The sequence below is a fragment of the Brevundimonas sp. PAMC22021 genome (genome assembly GCF_019443405.1).
Lineage (GTDB): Bacteria > Pseudomonadota > Alphaproteobacteria > Caulobacterales > Caulobacteraceae > Brevundimonas.
This window is the reverse complement of the sequence record NZ_CP080376.1, coordinates 2,431,204-2,453,545: the sequence shown is the minus strand read 5'-3', so window position 1 is coordinate 2,453,545 and position 22,342 is coordinate 2,431,204. Positions and strand designations below refer to the sequence as shown.

Annotated in this window: 20 protein-coding genes; 15 read left to right on the top strand and 5 right to left on the bottom strand. The window is 67.6% G+C overall.

The genetic code is table 11. The features are described from left to right. Positions 1–121 precede the first annotated feature (121 nt). On the top strand, positions 122–676 hold the full coding sequence (locus KY493_RS12130; RefSeq protein ID WP_219896587.1) for a peroxiredoxin: 555 nt from the start codon (positions 122–124) through the stop codon (positions 674–676). A gap of 121 nt (positions 677–797) precedes the next feature. Then, positions 798–1,331 carry a carboxymuconolactone decarboxylase family protein gene (locus KY493_RS12125; protein WP_219896586.1) on the top strand — a complete coding sequence of 178 codons (534 nt, stop codon included), beginning with the start codon at positions 798–800 and terminating at the stop codon, positions 1,329–1,331. Positions 1,332–1,392: 61 nt separating this feature from the next. Here the strand turns inward: KY493_RS12125 and KY493_RS12120 are convergent, their stop codons facing one another. After that, on the bottom strand, positions 1,393–2,154 hold the full coding sequence (locus tag KY493_RS12120) for a glutaminyl-peptide cyclotransferase (protein ID WP_219896585.1): 762 nt from the start codon (positions 2,152–2,154) through the stop codon (positions 1,393–1,395). A gap of 5 nt (positions 2,155–2,159) precedes the next feature. Further along, positions 2,160–2,996: a TerC family protein gene (locus KY493_RS12115; protein ID WP_219896584.1), complete on the bottom strand. Its 837-nt coding sequence runs from the start codon at positions 2,994–2,996 to the stop codon at positions 2,160–2,162. A 382-nt stretch (positions 2,997–3,378) separates the two neighbouring features. On the opposite strand from KY493_RS12115, the gene KY493_RS12110 reads away from it, so the two are divergent. The 6 genes from KY493_RS12110 to KY493_RS12085 all read left to right on the top strand — a co-directional run bounded on the left by KY493_RS12110 (position 3,379) and on the right by KY493_RS12085 (position 9,010). Continuing rightward, positions 3,379–3,933 carry a F0F1 ATP synthase subunit delta gene (locus KY493_RS12110; RefSeq protein ID WP_219896583.1) on the top strand — a complete coding sequence of 185 codons (555 nt, stop codon included), beginning with the start codon at positions 3,379–3,381 and terminating at the stop codon, positions 3,931–3,933. A 67-nt stretch (positions 3,934–4,000) separates the two neighbouring features. Then, positions 4,001–5,536 (top strand): F0F1 ATP synthase subunit alpha, encoded by a 1,536-nt coding sequence (atpA, locus tag KY493_RS12105; RefSeq protein WP_219896582.1) that lies wholly within the window; start codon positions 4,001–4,003, stop codon positions 5,534–5,536. A gap of 33 nt (positions 5,537–5,569) precedes the next feature. After that, positions 5,570–6,448, top strand: a complete 879-nt coding sequence (locus KY493_RS12100) for a F0F1 ATP synthase subunit gamma (RefSeq protein WP_219896581.1) — start codon at positions 5,570–5,572, stop codon at positions 6,446–6,448. 43 nt (positions 6,449–6,491) lie between these two features. Further along, positions 6,492–8,042, top strand: a complete 1,551-nt coding sequence (gene atpD / locus KY493_RS12095; RefSeq protein WP_219896580.1) for a F0F1 ATP synthase subunit beta — start codon at positions 6,492–6,494, stop codon at positions 8,040–8,042. A gap of 2 nt (positions 8,043–8,044) precedes the next feature. Continuing rightward, positions 8,045–8,314: an ATP synthase F1 subunit epsilon gene (locus tag KY493_RS12090; protein ID WP_219896579.1), complete on the top strand. Its 270-nt coding sequence runs from the start codon at positions 8,045–8,047 to the stop codon at positions 8,312–8,314. A gap of 123 nt (positions 8,315–8,437) precedes the next feature. After that, the gene (locus KY493_RS12085; protein WP_219896578.1) at positions 8,438–9,010 is read left to right on the top strand and encodes a hypothetical protein; all 573 of its coding nucleotides are present in this window, start codon (positions 8,438–8,440) and stop codon (positions 9,008–9,010) included. Between the two features lie 4 nt (positions 9,011–9,014). Here the strand turns inward: KY493_RS12085 and KY493_RS12080 are convergent, their stop codons facing one another. Further along, positions 9,015–10,841 carry a cation:proton antiporter gene (locus KY493_RS12080; protein ID WP_219896577.1) on the bottom strand — a complete coding sequence of 609 codons (1,827 nt, stop codon included), beginning with the start codon at positions 10,839–10,841 and terminating at the stop codon, positions 9,015–9,017. 158 nt (positions 10,842–10,999) lie between these two features. Here KY493_RS12080 and KY493_RS12075 point away from each other — a divergent pair, with 158 nt between their 5' ends. Beyond that, a complete protein-coding gene (locus KY493_RS12075) occupies positions 11,000–13,126 on the top strand; it encodes a M13 family metallopeptidase (protein WP_219896576.1) in 2,127 nt (708 codons plus the stop codon). A gap of 73 nt (positions 13,127–13,199) precedes the next feature. On the opposite strand, the gene KY493_RS12070 is transcribed toward KY493_RS12075, so the two are convergent. Then, on the bottom strand, positions 13,200–14,906 hold the full coding sequence (locus tag KY493_RS12070; RefSeq protein ID WP_219896575.1) for a hypothetical protein: 1,707 nt from the start codon (positions 14,904–14,906) through the stop codon (positions 13,200–13,202). Between the two features lie 188 nt (positions 14,907–15,094). On the opposite strand from KY493_RS12070, the gene KY493_RS12065 reads away from it, so the two are divergent. From KY493_RS12065 to KY493_RS12045, 5 genes are all read left to right on the top strand, one after another. Beyond that, positions 15,095–15,799, top strand: coding sequence for a response regulator transcription factor (locus tag KY493_RS12065; protein WP_219896574.1), 705 nt, complete (start codon positions 15,095–15,097; stop codon positions 15,797–15,799). After that, positions 15,768–17,387, top strand: a complete 1,620-nt coding sequence (locus tag KY493_RS12060) for a cell wall metabolism sensor histidine kinase WalK (protein ID WP_219896573.1) — start codon at positions 15,768–15,770, stop codon at positions 17,385–17,387. Before KY493_RS12065 ends, KY493_RS12060 begins: the two co-directional genes overlap by 32 nt. Continuing rightward, entirely contained in the window at positions 17,384–17,827 is a 444-nt protein-coding gene (locus KY493_RS12055) for an HPr kinase/phosphorylase (RefSeq protein ID WP_219896572.1), read from the top strand. Before KY493_RS12060 ends, KY493_RS12055 begins: the two co-directional genes overlap by 4 nt. Before the next feature lie 118 nt (positions 17,828–17,945). Further along, positions 17,946–18,350, top strand: coding sequence for a PTS sugar transporter subunit IIA (locus KY493_RS12050; protein WP_219896571.1), 405 nt, complete (start codon positions 17,946–17,948; stop codon positions 18,348–18,350). Next, positions 18,347–18,625: an HPr family phosphocarrier protein gene (locus KY493_RS12045; RefSeq protein ID WP_219896570.1), complete on the top strand. Its 279-nt coding sequence runs from the start codon at positions 18,347–18,349 to the stop codon at positions 18,623–18,625. Before KY493_RS12050 ends, KY493_RS12045 begins: the two co-directional genes overlap by 4 nt. A gap of 7 nt (positions 18,626–18,632) precedes the next feature. Here the strand turns inward: KY493_RS12045 and KY493_RS12040 are convergent, their stop codons facing one another. After that, a complete protein-coding gene (locus KY493_RS12040; RefSeq protein ID WP_219896569.1) occupies positions 18,633–19,733 on the bottom strand; it encodes a phytase in 1,101 nt (366 codons plus the stop codon). Between the two features lie 240 nt (positions 19,734–19,973). On the opposite strand from KY493_RS12040, the gene KY493_RS12035 reads away from it, so the two are divergent. Next, positions 19,974–22,247 (top strand): TonB-dependent siderophore receptor, encoded by a 2,274-nt coding sequence (locus KY493_RS12035; RefSeq protein ID WP_255567886.1) that lies wholly within the window; start codon positions 19,974–19,976, stop codon positions 22,245–22,247. Positions 22,248–22,342 lie beyond the last annotated feature (95 nt).

The window sequence follows — 22,342 nt, the reverse complement described above, 5'->3', positions numbered from 1 at the left end:
TCTATCCCGCACGGCAGAACGATCCATTTGACTTCACGCCGGCGGAGGCACATATGGGTCTGCGTCGGCGGCGCTCCTCCCCCTTGGGCCGCCTCAATCATCAATCTAAACGGAGTTCGCGATGCTCGGCGTCGGACAAACCCTGCCTGACTTCAAGATCACCGGCGTGAAGCCGGGCTTCAACAGCCACGAAGAGAATGGCGTCTCCGCTTTCGAGACCGTCACCAAGGACAGCTTCGAAGGCAAGTGGAAGGTCATCTTCTTCTATCCGAAGGACTTCACCTTCGTCTGCCCGACCGAAATCGCCGCCTTCGCCAAGCTCGGCAAGGATTTCGAGGACCGCGACACCGTGGTGCTCGGCGGTTCGACGGACAACGAGTTCACCAAGCTGGCTTGGCGCCGCGACCACGCCGACCTCGACAAGCTGCCGATCTGGCAGTTCGCCGACAACGGCGGCAAGCTGGCCCGCGCGCTTGGCGTGCTTGACGAGGAAGAGGGCGTCGCCCTGCGCGCCACCTTCGTGGTCGATCCGCACAACGTCATTCAGCACGTCTATGTGACGAACCTGAACGTCGGCCGCGCGCCGGAAGACACCCTGCGGGTCGTCGATGCGCTGCAGACCGACGAGCTGTGCGCCTGCAACCGCCCGGTGGGCGGCAACGTCCTGGCGGCGTAACAGTTTATCGCCTGAACGTCACGAGAAGGCGGCGGCGGATTTCCGTCGCCGCCTTTTTCATACCGGCTCCCGCGCGCAGCGTGGTGCGAGCCGCAACCCTGACTCTTCAAGGAAACCGACCATGTCGATCGACGCCCTGCGCGAGCTCATTCCCGCCTATGGCAAGGACATCTCGCTGAACCTGTCCTCGCTGGCCAACGAGACGGTGCTGAACGACCAGCAGAAGTGGGGCTGCCTTGTCGCCTCGGCGCACGCGATCGGCGTGCCGGCGGTGGTGCGCGCGATCGAGACCGCTGCCTCTGAGAAGCTGTCGCCCGAGGCGCTGAACGCGGCCAAGGCGGCGGCGGCCATCATGGGCATGAACAACATCTACTACCGCTCGCTGCACCTGATGAAGAACCACGAATACACCACGCTGCCGGCCAAGCTGCGGATGAACGTCATCGGCAATCCGGGCGTGGAGAAGCTGGACTTCGAGTTGTGGTCCACCGCCGTGTCGGCGATCAACGGTTGCGGCGCCTGCCTTGATGCGCACGAGGGCGAGTTGCGCAAGCACGGCGTGCCGAACACCCATGTGCAGGCCGCTCTGCGTATCGGCGCGGTGGTTCACGCCGCCAGCCGCATCATTGCTTCGGAAGAGGCGCTGAAGGGCTGATCGTCTCTCGATCCGGAATGAAGAAGGCGTCGCTCTGACGGGCGACGCCTTTTTTTGCGTCTCAGGGGCGGACGCGGATTTCGAACAGGCTGGGCCAGCGCTTGCCGGTGACGAACAGGCGCTTGCCCTCCGGATCCCAGGCGATGCCGTTCAGGACTTCGTCGGCTGGATCGCGGATCGAGCCGGCCGGCAGCAAGCCCTTCAGATCGACAAAGGCGGTGACGGCCCCCGTCTCGGGATTGATGCGCGCGATGCGATCGCTCTGCCAGAGGTTCGCCCAGACCTCGCCGTTGATCCATTCCAGCTCGTTCAGCATCGGCACGGGTTCGCCGTCGGCGGTCACCCGCACGCGACCGGTCTCGGCCATGGTCTCGGGGTCGATGAAGCGCAGAAACGGCGTGCCGTCGCTCATGATCAGCCGGCGACCGTCGCTCGTCAGACCCCAGCCTTCGCCCGTGTAGGTGAAGCGGCCCAGCGGCGTGAAGTCGTCCGCCTTCCAGACAAAGCCGACGCCGTTGCGCCAGGTCAGGCTGTAGAGCTTGCCGTTCAGCTCGGTCACGCCCTCGCCGAAGTAGACCGGAGCCAGGGTGCGTTGTGCAACCGGCTTTCCGTCCTCCAGTCGCACGCGCCGCAGCACCGACGGCTGACGGCCCGTGGTCTCGATCAGGTGACCGTCGCGCCAGATCAGGCCCTGGGTGAAGGCCTCGGCGTCATGCGGATAGGTGCGCACCACCTCATAGCCCTGAACCGGCACCTCGGCCTGCGCGCAGAGCGGCGAGCCGAGGGCGAGAACCAGACCAAGAAGAAGCGCGCGCCGATCCACGGGCGTCAGGCCCGACCGGCCGTATCGACGGCGGCCTCGGCTTCGGCCTGTTGGGCGCGGCTCTCGGCCTGATCGGCCTCGGCCCGCGCGGCTTGCGCCAGCTCCTTCTTGGAGGCGGACTTGCGACCCAGCATGTTCAGCGCCTCCACGCCGGCGGAAAAGGCCATGGCGGCGTAGATATAGCCCTTGGGCACATGGAAGCCAAAGCCGTCGGCGATCAGCACCAGGCCGATCATCAGCAGGAAGCCCAGCGCCAGCATGACCACGGTCGGGTTCTTGGCGATGAAGTTGGCCAGGGGGTCGGCGGCCAGCAGCATGACGGTGACCGCGGCGAGAACCGCGACCACCATGATCGGCAGGTGCTCGGTCATGCCGACGGCGGTCAGGATGGAGTCGATCGAGAACACCAGGTCCAGCAGGATGATCTGGAAGATCGCCGCGCCGGCGTTGGAGATGACCACGTCCTTCTTGTCCAGGACGTCATGCGACGGCGTGGGATCGACGGTGTGGTGGATCTCCTTGGTCGCCTTCCAGATCAGGAACAGGCCGCCCGCGATCAGGATCAGGTCCTTCCACGAGAAGTCGTTGCCGAACACGGAAAAGACCGGCTGAACCAGCCCGACCAGCCAGGCGATGATCGAAAGCAGGGCCAGGCGCATGACCAGGGCCAGGCCGATGCCGATGCGGCGGACGCGCTGGCGGTGCTCCGGCGGCAGCTTGTTCGACAGGATCGAGATAAAGATCAGGTTGTCGATGCCGAGCACGACCTCCATGACCACGAGCGTGACCAGCGCCGCCCAGGCGGCGGGGTCGGAGAGCAGGGGAAGGATGCTGTCGAGCATAAAGGCGTCCGAAAGAAACTGTTGGGCTAAGCGGTAAAGCGAGCGTGAGCGCCCATCAAGCGGAAGCCGGAGGCGTCGTGGTCGCACCCAGAGGTCCGAGAACGTCGTCGCCGCCGATTGAATCGCCGGTGACCAGCCGCCGCTTCGGTTCCGAGACGCAGACGGTTCAAAGGCGCGATCTTCGTCAGCGCGGGTGCGGCGTTATCGTTCCGCGCGCCTTGGTTGCGAGCCGCCAAACCCCGTGCTATCAGGCGCCCGGCTTGAAGGGGGCGTTTCCGATGAGACGGCCCCTGTCGTGCTTTCCACAAGCATTTCAGGCCCTTGACCGGCGCGGACGTTCGCAGCCGGTTGCGACCCAAACGCAACGACGCGGACCATATTAGTGGCTGACGATTTCAGAACGACGCAAGTCGGCGAGCGCTACGCACAGGCGCTGTTCGACCTGGCCCTGGAGACGGGCCGCCTGGACGCCGTGCGTGCGGACGTTAAGTCGCTGAAGGCCGCCTGGACCGAAAGCGCCGACCTGCGTCGCCTCATCGCCTCGCCGGTGATGAAATCCGAGGATCAGGTCAAAGGCTTGGTCGCCATCGCCGCCCAGGCCCGCTTTGAACAGACGACCCGCAACTTCCTGGGTCTGCTGGCCCAGAACGGCCGCGCCCGCGACCTGCCGGGCGTGCTGACCGGCTTTGAGCGCCTGTATGCGCGCCACGCCGGCATCGTCGCCGCCGAGGTGGTCTCGGCCCAGGCGCTGGACGAGGTCCAGATCACCCACATCCGCAACGCCCTGCGCGAACAGCTGGGCCGCGCGCCGGAACTGACCGTTCGGGTCGATCCGTCGATTCTCGGCGGCCTCAAGGTCAAGGTGGGCTCGAAGCTGTTCGACGCCTCGCTCAAGACCAAGCTCGACTCGATGAAGTACGCCCTCAAGCGCGCCTAAGCGCGCCGACCCCACTGACGCCCGCGCCCGCAACGGCGCCGAAGAGACCGAAGACAGAGAGCCCATCATGGACATCCGCGCCGCTGAAATCTCGGCCATCCTCAAGTCGCAGATCGCCAACTTCGGCGTCGAGGCCGACGTCTCGGACGTCGGTCAGGTGCTGTCGGTCGGCGACGGCATCGCCCGTATCCACGGCCTCGACAACGTCCAGGCCGGCGAAATGGTCGAGTTCCCCAAGGCCGGCGTGAAGGGCATGGCCCTGAACCTCGAGCGCGACAACGTCGGCGCGGTGATCTTCGGCGCCGACGCCGCCATCGCCGAGGGCGACGACGTCCGCCGCCTGGGCGAGATCGTGGACGTCCCCGTCGGCAAGGGCCTGCTGGGCCGCGTCGTCAACCCGCTGGGCGAGCCGATCGACGGCAAGGGTCCGATCCAGTTCACCGAGCGCCGCCGCGTCGACGTCAAGGCGCCGGGCATCATCCCGCGCAAGTCGGTGCACGAGCCGATGCAGACGGGCCTGAAGGCCATCGACACCCTGATCCCCGTCGGCCGCGGCCAGCGCGAGCTGATCATCGGCGACCGTCAGGTCGGCAAGACCGCCGTGGCGATCGACACCATCCTGAACCAGAAGTCGATCAACGTCGAAGGCGCGTCGGAGGGCGACAAGCTTTACTGCATCTACGTCGCCATCGGCCAGAAGCGCTCAACCGTCGCCCAGATCGTGAAGACGCTCGAGGAGCGCGGCGCCCTGGACTACACCATCGTCGTGGCCTGCACCGCCTCCGAGCCGGCCCCGCTGCAGTTCCTGGCCCCGTTCTCGGGCACGGCCATGGGTGAGTACTTCCGCGACAACGGCATGCACGCCCTGATCGTGTACGACGACCTCTCGAAGCAGGCCGTCGCCTATCGCCAGATGTCGCTGCTGCTGCGCCGTCCGCCGGGCCGCGAAGCCTATCCGGGCGACGTCTTCTACCTGCACTCGCGCCTGCTGGAGCGTTCGGCCAAGCTGAACGAGGACAACGGTTCGGGCTCGATGACCGCCCTGCCGCTGATCGAGACCCAGGCCAACGACGTTTCGGCCTATATCCCCACGAACGTGATCTCGATCACCGACGGCCAGATCTTCCTGGAATCCGACCTGTTCTACCAAGGCATCCGCCCGGCCGTGAACGTCGGCATCTCGGTGTCGCGCGTGGGCTCGTCGGCCCAGATCAAGGCGATGAAACAGGTCGCCGGTTCGATCAAGGGCGAGCTGGCCCAGTATCGGGAGATGGCCGCCTTCGCCAAGTTCGGCTCGGACCTGGACGTGTCGACGCAGAACCTGCTGGCCCGCGGCGCGCGGCTGACGGAACTGCTGAAGCAGCCCCAGTATTCGCCGCTGACCGTCGAAGAGCAGGTCGTGTCGATCTACGCCGGTACGCGCGGCTATCTCGACAAGATCGCCGTGTCGGACATCGGCCGCTTCGAACAGGAGCTGCTGGCCCGCATGCACTCGGCGCACCAGTCGATCCTCGACAGCATCAAGTCGACCAAGGCCCTGTCCAAGGAGCTGGAAGCCGAGCTGAAGTCGGCGATCGAAGCCTTCGCCAAGACGTTCGCCTAAGTCTGACCCGGCAAGCTGAAAGAATAGCGCCCGATGGCCAGCCTCAAGGAAATGCGCAATCGGATCGACAGCGTGAAGTCCACGCAGAAGATCACGAAAGCCCTGAACATGGTCGCCGCGGCCAAGCTGAAGCGCGCCCAGGATCAGGCCGAAAGCGCCCGTCCCTATGCCAAGAAGATGGCCTCGGTCATCGCCAACCTGGCGGCGGGCGTGACCGGCGACGGCGCGCCCAAGCTGCTGGCCGGCACGGGCGCGGACAGAAAACACCTGGTCGTCGTCGCCACGGGCGACAAGGGTCTGGCGGGGGGGTTCAACACCAACGTCATCCGCGCCGCCCGCGACCGGATCAACAGCCTGACCGCCAACGGCAAGGACGTCCGGGTCATCGCCGTGGGTCGCAAGGTCCGCGACGGTCTGTCCCGAATCTACGGCGACAAGATCATCCAGACGTTCGAGCTCAGCGACCACAAGGTCATGAGCATGGCCGCGGCCGAGCCGATCGCCGACCTGATCGCCTCTGAGTTCGAAAGCGGCCACGCCGACGTCGTCACCCTCATCTACAGCCGCTTCCAGTCGGTCATCTCGCAGGTGGCGACGCCCAAGCAGCTGATCCCGGCCGTGGTGGACGGCGACGCCGCACCGATCGCCCTCAACGGCGCCGTCTACGAGTACGAACCCTCGGAAGAGGAAATCCTCGAGACCCTGCTGCCCCGCAACATCAAGACCCAGATCCTGGCCGCCCTGCTCGAGAATCAGGCCAGCTTCTTCGCGGCCCAGATGGGCGCCATGGACAACGCCACGCGCAATGCGGGCGACCTCATCAACGCCTTGACGCTGCAGTACAACCGCAAGCGCCAGGCCCAGATCACCACCGAACTGATCGAGATCATCGCCGGCGCGGAAGCGCTCTGATCCTCCGATCCTGACAGAACAGACCGCAACGGACCCCGAACCGATGACCGACACCGTCGCTCCCAAGAAGCCCGCCGCCCGCAAGCCCAAGGCTCCCGCCGCTCCCGTCGCCTCCGCGACCGGCAACGCCGTGATCACGGCCGGCACGGGCGTGGGCAAGATCGCCCAGGTCATCGGCGCCGTCGTCGACGTTGAGTTCACCGGCCACCTGCCGGCGATCCTGAACGCCCTGCACACCCAGAACGTCGACCAGAAGACGGGCGAGCCCTTCACCCTGGTCCTGGAAGTCGCCCAGCATCTGGGTGAGAACATGGTGCGCACCATCGCCATGGACACGACCGAAGGCCTGACGCGGGGCCAGCCGGTCACGGACACAGGTTCGTCGATCCAGGCGCCGGTCGGCCCGGGCACGCTCGGCCGCATCATGAACGTCGTCGGCCAGCCGATCGACGAACAGGGTCCGATCAAGACCGACATGTACCGCCCGATCCACCGCGAGGCGCCGTCGTTCGAAGAGCAGTCGACCTCGTCGGAAATCCTGGTCACCGGCATCAAGGTCATCGACCTGATGTGCCCCTACACCAAGGGCGGCAAGACCGGCCTGTTCGGCGGCGCCGGCGTCGGCAAGACCGTGACCATGCAGGAGCTGATCAACAACATCGCTAAGGCCTACGGCGGTTATTCGGTTCTGGCCGGCGTGGGTGAACGCACCCGCGAAGGCAACGACCTGTATCATGAGATGATCGAGTCCAACGTCAACGTGGACCCGACCAAGAACGGCGGCTCGACCGAAGGCTCCAAGTGCGCCCTGGTCTACGGCCAGATGAACGAGCCCCCCGGCGCCCGCGCCCGCGTCGCCCTGACGGGTCTGGCCCAGGCCGAGTATTTCCGCGACGAGGAAGGCAAGGACGTGCTGCTTTTCGTCGACAACATCTTCCGCTTCACCCAGGCGGGTTCGGAAATGTCGGCACTGCTGGGCCGCATTCCGTCTGCGGTGGGCTATCAGCCGACCCTGGCGACCGAGATGGGCAACCTGCAGGAGCGCATCACCTCGACCAAGAAGGGCTCGATCACTTCGATCCAGGCCATCTACGTTCCCGCCGATGACCTGACCGACCCGGCCCCGGCCGCGTCCTTCGCCCACCTGGACGCCCGCACCGTTCTGTCGCGCGACATCGCCGCCCAGGCCATCTTCCCGGCCGTGGATCCGCTGGATTCGTCCTCGCGGATCATGGACCCGCTCGTCATTGGCGAAGAGCACTACAACGTCGCCCGCTCGGTCCAGGAAGTCCTGCAGCAGTACAAGGCGCTGAAGGACATCATCGCCATCCTGGGCATGGACGAGCTGTCGGAAGACGACAAGCTGGTCGTGTCGCGCGCCCGCAAGATCTCGCGCTTCCTGTCGCAGCCGTTCTTCGTGGCCGAGCAGTTCACCAACTCGCCCGGCAAGTTCGTCTCGCTGGAAGACACTATCCGCTCGTTCAAGGGCATCGTGGCCGGCGAATACGACCACCTGCCGGAAGCCGCCTTCTACATGGTCGGCGCCATCGAGGAAGCCGTGGCCAAGGCCGAGAAGATGGCGGCGAGCGCCTGATCATGGCCGGCAAGCTGAACTTCTCCCTCGTCTCGCCGGAACGCGAGGTCTTCGCGGGTCTCGTGGATCAGGTGGACGCGCCGGGCGTCGAGGGCGACTTCGGCGTGCTGGCGGATCACGCGCCTTTCATGACGGCGCTGCGCGAAGGCGTGGTGACGGTGATCGACGGCGGCGCACGCCGGGTGTTCGAAGTGCGCGGCGGCTTCGCCGACGTGACCCCCGCCGGCCTGACCATCCTGGCCGAGGAAGCGTCGGAACGCACCGCCGCCTGATCCCGGCTTTATTCTGTTGATTCTTGGAAGGCTCCGCATGTCGATGCGGAGCCTTCTTTCTTGCGAGTTCTTGACGACCCGCAGTTGCGGAGACACCCTGCCCATCCGCTAGGGGAGGGGCCTATGGCGCGGATGATCACGACCGGCGTCGTGGCAGCGGTGGCGCTGGCGGGGTGCGCCGGGCAGCAGCACACCGTGCGGCCAGCCCAGCCGGCGCCCTGGGGCGCGCTGGTGTCTCCGAGCAAGGCGATGGAGATCGTCTTCTCCGATGTCTGCCTGACCGCCTTGGAACAGGCACGCGACGTGGAAGGCCTGGCCTTGGACCACTGGCTGCGGCCGGTTCCGCCCAGATCGACAGGCTCGTCGCAGGCCACGGCGGCGTGGCGGCTGGCGTCCTATTCCGAGGTCTATGTCGTGACGCTGCCGAACGGCGGCTGTTCCGCTTCGGTCGAAGCCGGCGATCCGCAGGCGCTGCATGACGCCGCCCTCAGCCTGATGAGCCGCCATGCTGTCTTCTCAAAGGGATTGAGCATGCCGGAACAGGACAATGTACGAACGGCGTGGTGTACGGCCGAACAAGACAAGCCTCTGGTGGTCGCCCTGGTCAGGCGCACAGGCGGCCGACGCGCCGCCTTCGTGGCTAACGTCTTCCGAGCTCAGGGCGCGCGGCCGTCGTTCTGCACGCCCGAAACCTGACGCCTCAGGCCCGCGGCCGTAACGTGGCGCGCAGGGCGCGGGTGGGGCGGGCGCGGCGGTCTTCGGGCACGGCGTCCTGGAACAGCTGGCGGAAGCGGTCGCGGCGCTCGTGGATCGAGGCCAGCACCAGCCCCATCGGCACGCCGAGATCGACCAGGGTGTTCTCGGCCAGCTGCAGGCTGGCCTCCGTCGTTTCCGGCACGGCGTCGGTGACGCCCAGCGCATAAAGCCGCGCGGCGTGGCGGTCGTCGCGGGCGCGGGCGATCAGGATCAGGTCCTCGCGCAGGGACCGGGCGGCGCGAACCACCTCGTCGACCTTGCCCGGCGCATCCATGGTGACGATCAGGGCGCGGGTGGTGCGCACACCGCAGTTCATCAGCATCTCGGCCGAGCCGGCGTCGCCGTAGAAGACCTGATGGCCGTCCTGTCGCGCGCGCTGCACCGCGGCGGCGTCGGTGTCGAGGGCGATGAACGGCTGGCCATGCTCGGTCAGCAGCTCGCCGATGAGCCGGCCGACCCGGCCGAAGCCGACGATCATCACCGCCCCGTCCGGACCGGACGGCGGGACCACCGGCATGGGCGCGGCGGGCGACCGGGCGGCCGCGCGAGACGACAGCCGCTCTCCGGCCAGCGCCATCAGCGGCACGGTGAACATGCTGAGGGTGGCGGCGATCAGCACGGTCGGGGTGAAGTCCGGCGAGGTCACGCCCTGGCTCATGCCCAGCGCCAGGACCACAAAGGCGAACTCTCCGGCCGGGCCCAGCACCAGCGCCGTCTCGACCGCCGAGCGGCCGCCCACGCCCCACAGTCGCGCAAGGCCAAAGGTGACCGCAGCCTTGATCCCGATGATCGTGGCCGCCAGCGCCAGCACCACCAGCGGCGCGGCGGCCACTGCGTCCAGGTCCAGTCCGATGCCGACGCCGACAAAGAACACGCCCAGAAGCAGCCCCTTGAACGGCTCGATCGACACCTCGACCTGGCGGCGGAACTCGGTCTCGGCGAGGAGAACGCCGGCGACCAGCGCGCCGATGCTCATGGACAGGCCGGACGCCTGGGCCGCGACGCCCGCCCCGACGACGACCAGCAAACAGGCCGCGACGAACAGCTCTCCGCCCTGATCGCCCTTTCTGGCGCGCGCCACCGAGCGGAACATCGGCCGCAGCACAACCCGCCCCAGCACCACCAGCAACGCCATGCCAATGGCCGCCGGAACCAGCGTCAGCAGCGAACGGCCCAGCACCGCGGGATCCAGCCCTCCTCCGCCGGAGGCCATCGCAGCCATCACGCCGACCGTCACCAGGATGGGCGCGACCGCCAGGTCCTGGGCCAGCAGGACCGCAAAGGTCGAGCGGCCGACCGCGCCCTTCAGCCGGCCGCGTTCCGCCAGCACCGGCATCACCACGGCGGTGGAGGACAGCGCCAGGCCCAGGCCCAGCACGGCGGCGCTGGCGAGGTTCTGGCCCAGCAGCATGAAACCCGTTGCCAGCACCAGGCTGCAGACGGCGACCTGCATCAGTCCCAAACCGAACACCAGCCGCCGCATGGCCCGCAGGCGGTCCCACGACAGCTCCAGCCCGATGGTGAACAGGAGAAAGGCGACGCCGAGCTCGGACAGCTGCGTCAGCTGGGCCGGATCGCTGATGGTGAACCAGGACAGCCAGTCGCCCGAGCCCGCGAAGCGGCCCAGCCCATCCGGCCCCAGCAGCACTCCGGCCGCCAGGAAGCCCAGCACCGGGCTGATGCGGAAACGATTGAACAGCGGCACGACGACGCCGGCGGCCGCAAGGAAGACCACCAGGTCCTTGTAGTCCCCGCCGCCATGCTCGGTCATTCACGTCGCCCCCTTCGCCGTCCATCTGACCGATAGGACGCCGCTTTGGCGAGAGCCCTGATTCCGATCATGAACTTTTTTTAAGACAAACTCACCGCGATGGCGCTTAGGGTTCCGGCACGCCGCCCGTGGTGAGGCGGCCTTGCGAGACCTTGCGTATGAAACGTCTGCTTGTCGGCGCTGCTCTGGGCGCCCTTCTTCTTCCGGCCAGCCTGGCCTTTGCCCACGACGGCCATGAGCATGAGTGCGTCGACGACGCCTGCACGGTGCAGGCGCTGTTCCAGACCGCGCCGGCCGAGGGCTCCAGTGGCTTCCAGGGCACCGAGGCGCCGCGCTACGGCACCTGGGGCTTCGACCTGAACGGCCGCGATACGTCGGTGAAGCCGGGTGAGAACTTCTTCGAATACGCCAATGGCGAGGCCCTGGAAGAGCTGGTGATCCCGTCGGACCGCACCAGCTACGGCTCGTTCGCCCTGCTGCGCGAGCTGTCGGACAACCGCATGAAGGCGCTGGTCACGGGCCTGGCGGCTCGCAACGACCTGACGCCGGGTTCGGACGAGGCCAAGATCGCCGACGCCTACCGCGCCTACATGGACGAGGCGCGTATCGAGCAGCTGGACGCCCAGCCGCTGCAGCCCTACCTGACGGCCATCCGCGCGGCCGACAGCCATGACAAGATGGCGGTCTACATGGGCCAGACGGCGGGCCGCTTCGGCGCGTCCTTCTTTGGCACCGGCATCACCATCGATTCCAAGCAGCCGACCCGCTACGTCGTCTCGACCGGCCAGTCGGGCATCGGCCTGCCGAACCGCGACTACTATCTGGACGCGCGCTACGCCGACAAGAAGGAGAAGTATCAGGCCTATGTCGGCCGGATGCTGGAGATGATCGGCTGGGAAAACCCGGCCGAGACCGCCGCCCAGGTCGTCGCTCTGGAGAGCCGCATCGCAGAGGCGCACTGGACCCCGATCCAGAACCGCAACCGCGACGAGACCTACAACGAATACACCATCCAGCAGCTGACGCAGGAAGCTCCGGGCTTTGCCTGGCAGGCCTATTACGACAGCGCCGAACTGGGCGGCGTGCCGCGCCTGATCGTGCGTCAGGACACAGCCATGCCGAAGATCGCGGCCATCTACGCCGAGACGCCGGTTCCGCTGCTGCAGGCGTGGGAAGCCTTCCACACCGCCGACGACATGGCGCCCATGCTGTCCAAGCGCTTCTCGGACGCGCAGTGGGAGTTCCGCGCCCGCGACCTCTCCGGCCAGCCCGAGCAGCGCACGCGCGACAAGCGCGCCATCTCCTTCGCCGAGAACCAGCTGGGCGAGTCTACCGGCCGCCTGTATGTGGCCGAATACTTCCCGGCCGAATCCAAGGCCAAAATGGAAGAGCTGGTCGCCAACCTGCGCACCGCCCTGTCGCATCGCATCGACAACCTGACCTGGATGGGCCCCGAGACCAAGGCGCAGGCGCAGGACAAGCTGCGCAAGTTCACGGTCAAGATCGGCTATCCCAACAAGTGGCGCGACTACTCCGGCCTGGAGGTTCGAGGCGATGACCTGGTCGGCAACGCCGAGCGCAAGGGCCTGTTCGAGTGGGAATACGACCTTGCCCGCCTGAACGAGCCGGTCGACAAGGACGAGTGGGGCATGACGCCCCAGACGGTGAACGCCTACTACAACTCGGCCAACAACGAGATCGTGTTCCCGGCCGCGATCCTGCAGCCGCCCTTCTTTGATCCGAACGGCGACGCGGCGGTCAACTACGGCGGCATCGGCGGCGTGATCGGCCACGAGATCGGCCACGGCTTCGACGATCAGGGCTCCAAGTCGGACGGCGACGGCGTGCTGCGCAACTGGTGGACGGCCGAGGACAAGTCCAACTTCGAAGGACTGACCACGCGCCTGGGCGCCCAGTACGACCAGTATGAGCCGCTGCCCGGCTTCCACGTCCAGGGCGGCCTGACCATGGGCGAGAACATCGGCGACGCCGCCGGCGTGGCCGTGGGTCTCGAGGCCTATCACCTGTCGCTGAACGGCCAGCCCGCGCCGGTGCTGGACGGTGTCACCGGCGACCAGCGCTTCTTCTACGGCTGGGCGCAGGTCTGGCAGTCGAAGTATCGCGAGGAGGCGCTGAAGCAGCAGGTCGCCACAGACCCGCACAGCCCGGCCGAGTTCCGCGTGATCGGTCCCTTGCGCAACTCCGACGCCTGGTACGAGGCGTTCGGCGTCACGGAAGGCGACAAATACTTCCTGCCGGCGGACCAGCGCGTCCGCATCTGGTGATCCGCTGATCGCTTGATCGACCTGAAGGGGCTGGGCGGAAACGCCTGGCCCTTCTTCGTTCAGGCCAGGTCCATCAGGCAGCCAAGCCGGCGGCCTTCATCAGGTCGCGCATGGCGTTCAGCTCGGCTGGTGCGGCCGACAGGGCCGTGCGCGTCTCCGGCGCGCGCAGCAGGCGCAGCGCCTCGGCCTTGGCGCGGTCGGCTGCGGGGCCCAGCGGCGCGGTCTCGCCGGCGGCCAGACGCAGCAAGGCCGACAGCTTCTGTGACGGCGCGGCGCCCGCGCGAGCGATCTGGGCGATCAGTCGGCTTTCGGTCTCGACGGCCCCTCCGACGCCGCCCAGCGCCGAGATCACCTGCGCCTCGTCCTGTTCGTTCAACTGAACGCCGCGCGCCGCCTTTTGCAGGCGCGCCAGGGTGGCCAGCGTCACCATCGGATTGGCGCTCTTGCGCATCTCGGTCTCGAACCGCAGCGAGGTGATGCAGGCATGAAGCCAACGCGCTGCGGCCCGCTTGTTCGCCGCGCCGGTGACGTTTTCGCACAGGCGCATCAGGTGCTCGGCCTCGCAAAGCACCGTGTCGCAGGGCGAAACATAGGCCTGGACGAAATCGGCGGCGACCAGCGCCTTGGACCGTTCCACAAAGGCGTTCTGCACCTCTTCCAGCGTCAGCAGGCGACCGGCCGTGGCCGTCAGGCTCATGGCCAGAGCCCGCAGGATGTCGATCTCGCCCCGAGGATCGGACGGACGAAGCCGGCGCGGGCTCATCAGCTCGCGCACCACCATACGGGCGAGGGCGGCGGCGAGCAGCGGAAACTCGCCCGCGTCCAGATGCGTGCCGAGCCGCGCCGCCGGCCCGTCCAGCGTCGGCGTCAGCAGCGCCAGGCGCGGGTCCATTCGCGTCAGGGCCTCGACCTCGCGCGGGGCGACCATGCGGACCACCGCGGCCAGGCTTCCGCCCTGGTCAAGGGCGGGCCCCAGGACCTCGGCCAGAATCTTGCGGTCCGACAGCATCTCGCAGGCGATCTGTTCGGCGCCCACCAGCACCAGGGCGCGCGGGCTTCCCTCCAACGGCGCGGCGTCGATCAACTCGATCAATCGCAACAGCCGCGCCCGTGCGCCCCGCAGGTCCTTCAGCGCGGCGCACAGCACGCCGCCCATGACAAAGGCGCGGTCGGCTCCGGCCTTGAGGCGCTCCGCAATGGCGGAAAGCGGCTGCGCCGAGGCGTCAGGAAAGCCTTCGCGCCGGCCGTGTCTGATCAGCCGATCGATGGCGCCGTCCGCCAGGCGCTGATAGTGGCGCATCAGTTCGTGGATCGGCTGGCCCGTCGCCTGGCTTTCGGGCACGGCGACCTTCTGGATCGCATGCTGAAGTTCGACCCCCGACGCCTCCAGCCGCTCGGCCAGATCCGGACGGTGCAGCAGTTCAAAGGCCGTGGCGCCCTGACGGGCCAGCCAGTCTTCGAGCACGCGCCCGATCAGCGTCCGCGCCTGGGGCGCATACAGGTCCATGGGGCCGGTGCAGGCGGGGCCGGCCGCGGCGGCGTCGCGGAGCTTCGGCTTCGTCTCGGGCGCGCCGCGCGTCAGGATGGTGAGGCTGTTGAACTCCATGGTTTCGGAGTCCAGCGTCTCCTTGGTGACGCGAACGGCGGCCGCGCCGCTATCGGCCATGATGTCCTCGGCCGTGGTCATCGCATGCTTGCGATCCTCCGTCGCGATCAGCAGCGTCCAAGGCGCGGGCGCCGTGCGGCGGATGAAGACTTCGTAGTGGACGGGACCAGCCATTCGCTCATCCTGCCGTTCACGGCTTAAGACGGGGTTTGCGCTGACGCCGATGTGTGACCCGATTGCAACCGACGGGGTGGCGGCCCATTTGCCAAGGTTCTAGTGTGAACGCGTTTTTGCGGCGGACGCGCGCGAGCTTGCCTCGCGTGGACGAGGTCCGCCCCCGGCAGATGGCAGGAGACAGGCCCTTGGCGAACATCACCCTGGTCGACGACGACGAGAACATCGTGGCGTCGGTTTCGCTGGCGCTGGAAAGCCACGGACACAAGATCACCGCCTATCACGACGGCGCCTCGGGCCTGGCCGCGCTGGAAAGCACGCCGCCCGACCTCGCCATCCTAGACGTGAAGATGCCGCGCATGGACGGCATGGAGGTGCTGCGTCGCCTGCGCCAGACCTCGCAGATCCCGGTCATCATGCTGACGTCCAAGGACGAGGAAATCGACGAGATCCTCGGCTTCAACCTCGGCGCCGACGACTACATCCACAAGCCGTTCAGCCAGCGGCTGCTGATCGAGCGGGTCAAGGCGCTGCTGCGCCGCACCGGCGCCGACGGCGTGGAGCCCGAGCCCTCTGCCGAGACTTCGGGCAAGGCGATCAAGCGCGGCAAACTGACCATGGACCCGGCGCGCCATGAATCGATGTGGGACGGGCGGCCGGTCAAGCTGACCGTCACCGAATTCCTGCTGCTGCAGGCCCTGGCCCAGCGCCCCGGCTTCGTGAAGAGCCGCGACAACCTGATGGACGCCGCCTACGACGACCAGGTCTATGTCGACGACCGCACCATCGACAGCCACGTCAAGAGGATGCGCAAGAAGTTCCGCGCCGTGGACCCCGAGTTCGACGCGATCGAGACCCTGTATGGCGTCGGCTACCGCTACCGCGAGAGCTGATCCCGGCCTGACCGGAGACGACGACACACCGCCGAGGCGCGCCTTCCGCTTCGGCGGCTCGCGTCTGGGCGGCTTTATCCTGGCGCTGAACCTGCTCAGCCTGCTGATCCTGTTCGGCGGGGCGCTGCTGCTGAACGAGCTGTCGCGCGGCCTGGTGCAGGCCCGACAGGAATCGCTGTCGGTGCAGGCCGAACTGCTGTCCAACGTCCTGGGCGAACTGGGCATCACGCGCGGAGAGCCCACGCCGGAACTGGACCAGGTCGCCGCGGCTCGCTGGCTGCGCGACAACTTCATCCCGCAGGGACAGCGCGTTCGGCTGTACGACATCAACGGCCTGCCGGTGGCCGACAGCTATCAGGTGACCGAGGCCATTCCCGGCGCACCCCTGCCTGCGGCGCGGCCGGCCGGCACGCCGCCGCCGGAGCGGGACATCCGGGCCGAGACGCTCACCGCCCAGCGGCTGGAGCGCGCGAACCGCGAACTCAGCGTCGAGATCGAGAACGTCTTGGCCGGTCAGTCGCAGCAGACGGTGCGCCGAAACGAGGAGGGGGAGCGCGTCGTCTCCGTCTCCATCCCCGTGCGCCACGTCAGCCAGGTGCTGGGCGTGCTGACGCTGGAGGCGGGCAATGTGGACGAGATCCTGGGCGCGCAACGCCGCGCGCTGGTTCCCTTCGCCCTGGTGGCTCTGGGGGTGAACCTCCTGGGCTCCCTGCTGCTGCATCTGTTCGTCGCGCGCCCGGTGATGCGGCTGTCGGCGGCGGCAGATCAGGTGCGGCTGCAAAGGTCGCGCGCCATCAGCCTGCCCGACCTCGAGGACCGCAAGGACGAGATCGGCGACCTCGCCCGGTCGCTGGAATCGATGACCGAGACCCTGTCGGCGCGGATGGACGCGATCGAGCGTTTCGCCGCCGATGTCAGCCACGAGATCAAGAACCCGCTGACCTCCATCCGCTCGGCGCTGGAGACCCTGCCGCTGGTCAAGACGGATGAGCAGCGCGATCGCCTGACCAATCTGTTGCAGCAGGACGTGCGGCGTCTCGATCGGCTGATCACCGACATCTCCAACGCCTCGCGGCTGGACGCCGAACTGTCGCGCGAGCGGCCGCGCGCGGTCGAGTTGAACACCCTGCTGCGCGACATCGTCCTGGTCTATGAGACGACGGCCAAGCCGGGCGATCCGTCGGTGATGTTCGAGGCGGGCGCAGAGCCGCAGCGTGTGGTCGGCCGCGACGGCCCGCTGGGCCAGGTGTTCCGCAATCTCATCGACAACGCCCGCTCGTTCAGCCCCGCCGGCGGCACGGTGCGCGTGTTCCTGTCGGGCGCCGACAACGAGGCGCGCATCCGGATCGAGGACGAGGGTCCCGGCATACCGCCCGACAATCTGGAGACGGTGTTTGAGCGTTTCTACACCTCCAGGCCCAAGGGCGCGGCTTTCGGCTCCAACTCCGGGCTGGGCCTTTCGATCGTGCGCCAGATCGTGGAGGCGCATGGGGGGCGTGTCTGGGCCGAGAACCGGATGAACGCTGAGGGCGAAGTGCAGGGCGCGCGGTTCGAGGTGGTTCTTCCCTCGGCCGGACGTCGGCAATGACGCCTGCCGGAACGCCGCCGCGTCAGCCGGTCCACGCCACCACCGTCGCCCGACGGTGCGGCGCCCAGTGGCGCGGGCTGATGTTGATGGGACCCTCAGGCTCCGGGAAGAGCGACCTGGCCTTGCGCCTGATCGACGCGGGGTGGCGGCTGGTCGCCGACGACTACAGCCTGGTCTGGGCCTCGGCCGGACGGCTTTACGCCATGTCGCCCGCCACGATCGAGGGCCGGATCGAGGCACGCGGGCTCGGCATCGTTCGGGCGCACACCCGTCCGATGGCGCAGATCGCGGCCGTCATCGCGTGCACGGCGGAGCCGGTGGAGCGGCTGCCGGAGCCGGAGGTTCGCGTCCTTGACGGCGTCTCCGTGCCGCTGTTCCGGTTGAACGCCCTGCACGCCTCGGCCGCGACCCTGGCGGCGCGGAGTCTTCAGACGCTTTGACCCGGCGCAGGATGGGTCTATGGAGTTCCGCTTGCGGTCCCGATGGGGCGCGTCCGTCCTCCTCCGGCGGTCGCTGATCCCCAGGGATGGTGTGGGGCGGGATGCGAGTGAAGCCTTCATGATCGGCCTGGTGATCGTCACCCATGGCGGGCTGGCGTCCGAGTTCCTTTTGGCGATGGAGCATGTGGTCGGGCCGCAGCGCGGGGTCGCCGCCATCTGCATCGGTCCCGAGGACGACATGGAACGTCGCCGCCGCGACATCGTCGACGCCGCCGCCGCCGTGGACGACGGCGACGGGGTGATCCTGCTGACCGACATGTTCGGCGGCACGCCGTCGAACCTGGCCATTTCGGTGATGGAGCAGACGCGGGCCGAGGTGATCGCCGGCCTGAACCTGCCGATGCTGATCAAGCTGGCCAGCGTGCGCACGCGCGAGCCGCTGGAGGTCTGCGTCGCCCATGCGCAGGACGCCGGACGCAAATACATCTCGGTCGCTTCCTGGGTCTTGGCGGGCGAGAAATGAGCGAGCGCGTCTCCGCCACTCTTGGCATCTGCAATGCGCGCGGCCTGCACGCGCGCGCCTCGGCCAAGTTCGTCAAGCTGGCCTCCAGCTTCGACAGCGAGATCCAGGTCACCCGCGACGGCGTGACCGTGGACGCCCGTTCGATCATGGGCCTGCTGATGCTGGGCGCGGGCAAGGGGTGCGACGTCGGCGTCACCGCCGAGGGGCCGGACGCCCAGGAGGCGATCGACGCCCTGATCGACCTGGTCGCCCGCCGCTTCGACGAGGACCAGTAGGCGCTGGCTAGAGGCCCAAGGCGCGCTTGATGTCGCGCCAGTCGATGTATTTGAAGTTCTGGGTGCCGACGTCGTTGATGTCGTCCTGAACCACCACCAGGCCTTGGGGGAACGGCCCCACCGGCCCGCCGAGCGCATCCAGACCATCGGTGCCGGTCACCTTGTCGACCGCCCCGTCCGTCACCACGAACCGCCCGACGTAGGCCGGCTGTGCGCCGTCGATGCGCCAGACCGGAAAGGTCGAGTCGCCCTGGCTCGAGCCGATCAGGTAACGGGCGGAGCCGTCCTCCAGGATCGTCAGCCCCTCGGCGTCGGCGACCAGGCGGCCCGGCGCGATCGGCTGGATCAGGGTGCGGCGCGCGCCGGCGGAAGGGTCGAGGTCGTAGCGCCAGACGCCGACGTTCTCTTCGCCGAGATAAAGGGCGCTGGTCGCCTCGTCGGCGGCGCAGCCTTCGGAGATGCTGCCGATCTCGAAGCGGCGGACCTCGCGCGAGGCCGGCTGGCCGCTCGCATCGGCCGTGACCACGAACTGGCGCACTTCACCCTCGTGCCCGACCATGACGGCGTGGACGTCCGGGCCGCGCCGGGCGAAGCAGAAGCCGTAGGGCTCGACCACGTCCGAGGTGATGCGCCCCCAAGGCCGCACCGCATTGGCCGCATCGTCGGCCGCCGGATCGAACAGATACAGCGACACGCCTTCGCGGCCCGGCGTGCGATCGCTGGCGCCCAGCAGCACCTGTGGCCGGCCGGCGACGCTCAGGCCTTCGACCAGATCGACATTGTTCAACAGGCCCTCGGGCAGGAACTGCAGCACCTTGCCGTCCAGACCATAGATATAGAGGCCGGCCTTCTTGTCCGTGCCGGCGACGAAGCCGGGGGTGCGCACGCCCATGACCGTGACCGGCGTCGCAGAGGCGAAGATCGCGGGATCGTCGGCTGCATCCTGGCCTGCCGTGCCGACCGAGGGCGTCTCCAGCACCGCCTGGACGGGCAATCCCTGGCCGATCACGCCCTCGCCCTCGCCTTGATAATCGACCTCATGCGTGGCGCAGGCGCCGAGCAGGGCCAGAACGCAGACAGAGGCCGCGAGGCTGATCGTCCGGGACATGACGGTTCCTTTCGTTCGATAGGGCTTCCTTCGGCACAGCTTGCCTGCGGGTCAACGGCGTCTGCGTGACGCTTCGGCTGCTGTGCGATGACAAACCGTCCGCCCGGTGAGCAGTTGTCACCCATTGGTCCCGAATCCGAAGGCTCAGCGTCTCGCAACCGTCGCTTTGGCGTCGCGCCCTGCGGCTAAGCGCCGCTTGCATCGGCTGGGCGAAGCGTCGTCGGCCTCGGGGATCTGACCATGAAACTTCACCTGCTGATGGGCGCAGCGTTCGCCCCCCTGACCCTTGGCTCCTTGGCCTTCGCCATCCCGGCCCTGGCCGCCGAGCCGGTCGCGGCGCCTGCCGTGCAGCCGCAGGATCGCGGTCCGGTCACGGCGCTGGATGAGGTTATCGTCACCGGCGAGCCGCAGGTTCGCAATCGCACCGACGACGTGGTCCCGACCCTGTCCTACGACCTGGAATATTTCCAGCGGTTCGAGCCGCTGACGGCCGGCGACGCCCTGAAGCGCGTGCCCTCGGTCGCCTTCCTGTCGGACGTGCTGGAATCCGACGGCGTGCGCCTGCGGGGCCTTGATCCCGGCTACACCCAGATCCTGATCAACGGCGAACGGGTGCCGGGCGCCGGCGTCGACCGCTCCTTCTTCGTGGACCGCATCCCGGCCGAACTGATCGAGCGGGTCGAGGTGGTGCGGTCGTCCTCGGCGAATCGCTCTGGCGATGCGGTGGCGGGCGCCATCAACATCGTGCTGCGCGACGCTCTCAGCCTGGACGGCGGCTATGTTCGTCTGGGCGCGCTGAAGTGGGAAGACAGCGAGTACGGCGAGTTCGGCGGCACCGCCGGCGCCGTCTGGGGCGGCGAGGTCGGTCCCGGCCGCCTGCTGCTGGGCGCCAATGTCCAGGATCGCCGCAATCCCAAGGAAAAGTTCAGCCAGCGGTTCGACGAGCCGAACGGCGAACTCGAGAACGTCGAGGTCCAGACGGACACCCGCGACGGCACCGACTATTCGCTGAACGGCTCCTACCAGATGGAAGTGGGCGGCGGGATGCTGGACCTGTCGGGCGTGTTCGTGCGCACCGACCGCTATCAGGACGAGGACTCGCTGGAATACGCCGAGGGCGTGCAGACTGCCGAGAACCTGGTCAGCAGCAGCGACAACGACCTGGACATCCGCACCGACAACCTGTCGCTGAACGCACGCTACGACATCGATATGCTGGGCGGCGAGACGCACTTCCGCCTGGGCTATGCCGACATCGACGACCAGCAGTTCGAGTTCGAGGACGAGCTGAACTTCGAGGACGCGGAGTTCGAATCCGCCCGCACCCTGACAGACCTGAAGGACGAGGAGTGGTCCGGCCGCATTTCGCATGAGCGCGACTTCGGCGGGGCCGTGCTCGAGGTCGGCTTCGACTACATCGACAAGACGCGCGACACCCTGATCCAGGAATCCGGCGCCGACGGTGATCTGGACGACGCGCCGGCGGGCGAAGGGGACTACTCCGACTACGAGCCGGTGACGGGCGGCTTCAACACAATCGAAGAAACGCGCTTCGACCCCTACGTCATGCTGTCGGGCGAGCAGGGGCGCGCCAAGTGGGAAGCCGGTCTTCGCTATGAGACCACCGACACCACCATCACCGACGAGACCGCCGACGCCGCCGATCGGGTCACCGACAACGACTATGGCGTGCTGCTGCCGTCGGCCAGCCTGCGTTTGGCCCTGAACGAGCGTGACCGGCTGACCCTTTCGGTCGCGCGCACCGTGCGCCGCCCGGACTTCAACGCCCTGTCGCCCGCGCTGCTGGAGGAAGAGGTCGGCGACAGCGACTTCATCGGCAATCCGGACCTGGAGCCGGAAACCGCCTGGGGCGTGGACGTGGGCGTCGAACGCCGCCTGGGTCGCCGCGGCGTCGTCGGGCTGAACGCCTTCTACCGCGACATCAGCGACCTGATCGAGAACGTCAACACCGGCGTCGAGGGCAGCGAAGGCGAGGGGACGTTCGTCTACAGCGTCGACAACGTCGGCGACGGCGAGGTCTGGGGGATCGAGTTCGACCTGTCCACGCCGCTGGACTTCATCGGCATGGAGACGACAGGCGTCTTCCTGAACTACTCCTGGCTGGACAGCGCCGTGGACGACTTCCTGGGCGAGCGCCGCTTTAACTCGCAGTCGGATTATGTGCTGAACGCCGGCTTCACCCATGACATCCCGAGCTGGGGCGCGGCCTTCGGCGCCACCTATCGCAAGCAGGGCGACGCCTCTTCGCGGGTGATCGCCGAGGAGGTCGTCACCTCCTACGGCGCCGACCTCGAGATCTTCATCGAGAAGAAGGTGGCCGACAACATCGTGGTGCGCTTCACCGGATCGAACCTGCTGAACGCGTCCAAGGACGAAACCTTCGACAAGTTCGACAATCTGGCCGACCAGATCGACCGCGACTACGACGAGTATGAAATCGAGACCGAGGAAGCCGGTCCCTGGTTCCAGGTCGTGGCGCGCATGGCGTTCTGAGGCTGACGGCCAATGTGGACGCAAAGAGGCCGGGCGGCGACGCCCGGCCTCTTTCGTTGGACCTCGCCGCCGGCTTGCGGTTGATTCCGGCGGGT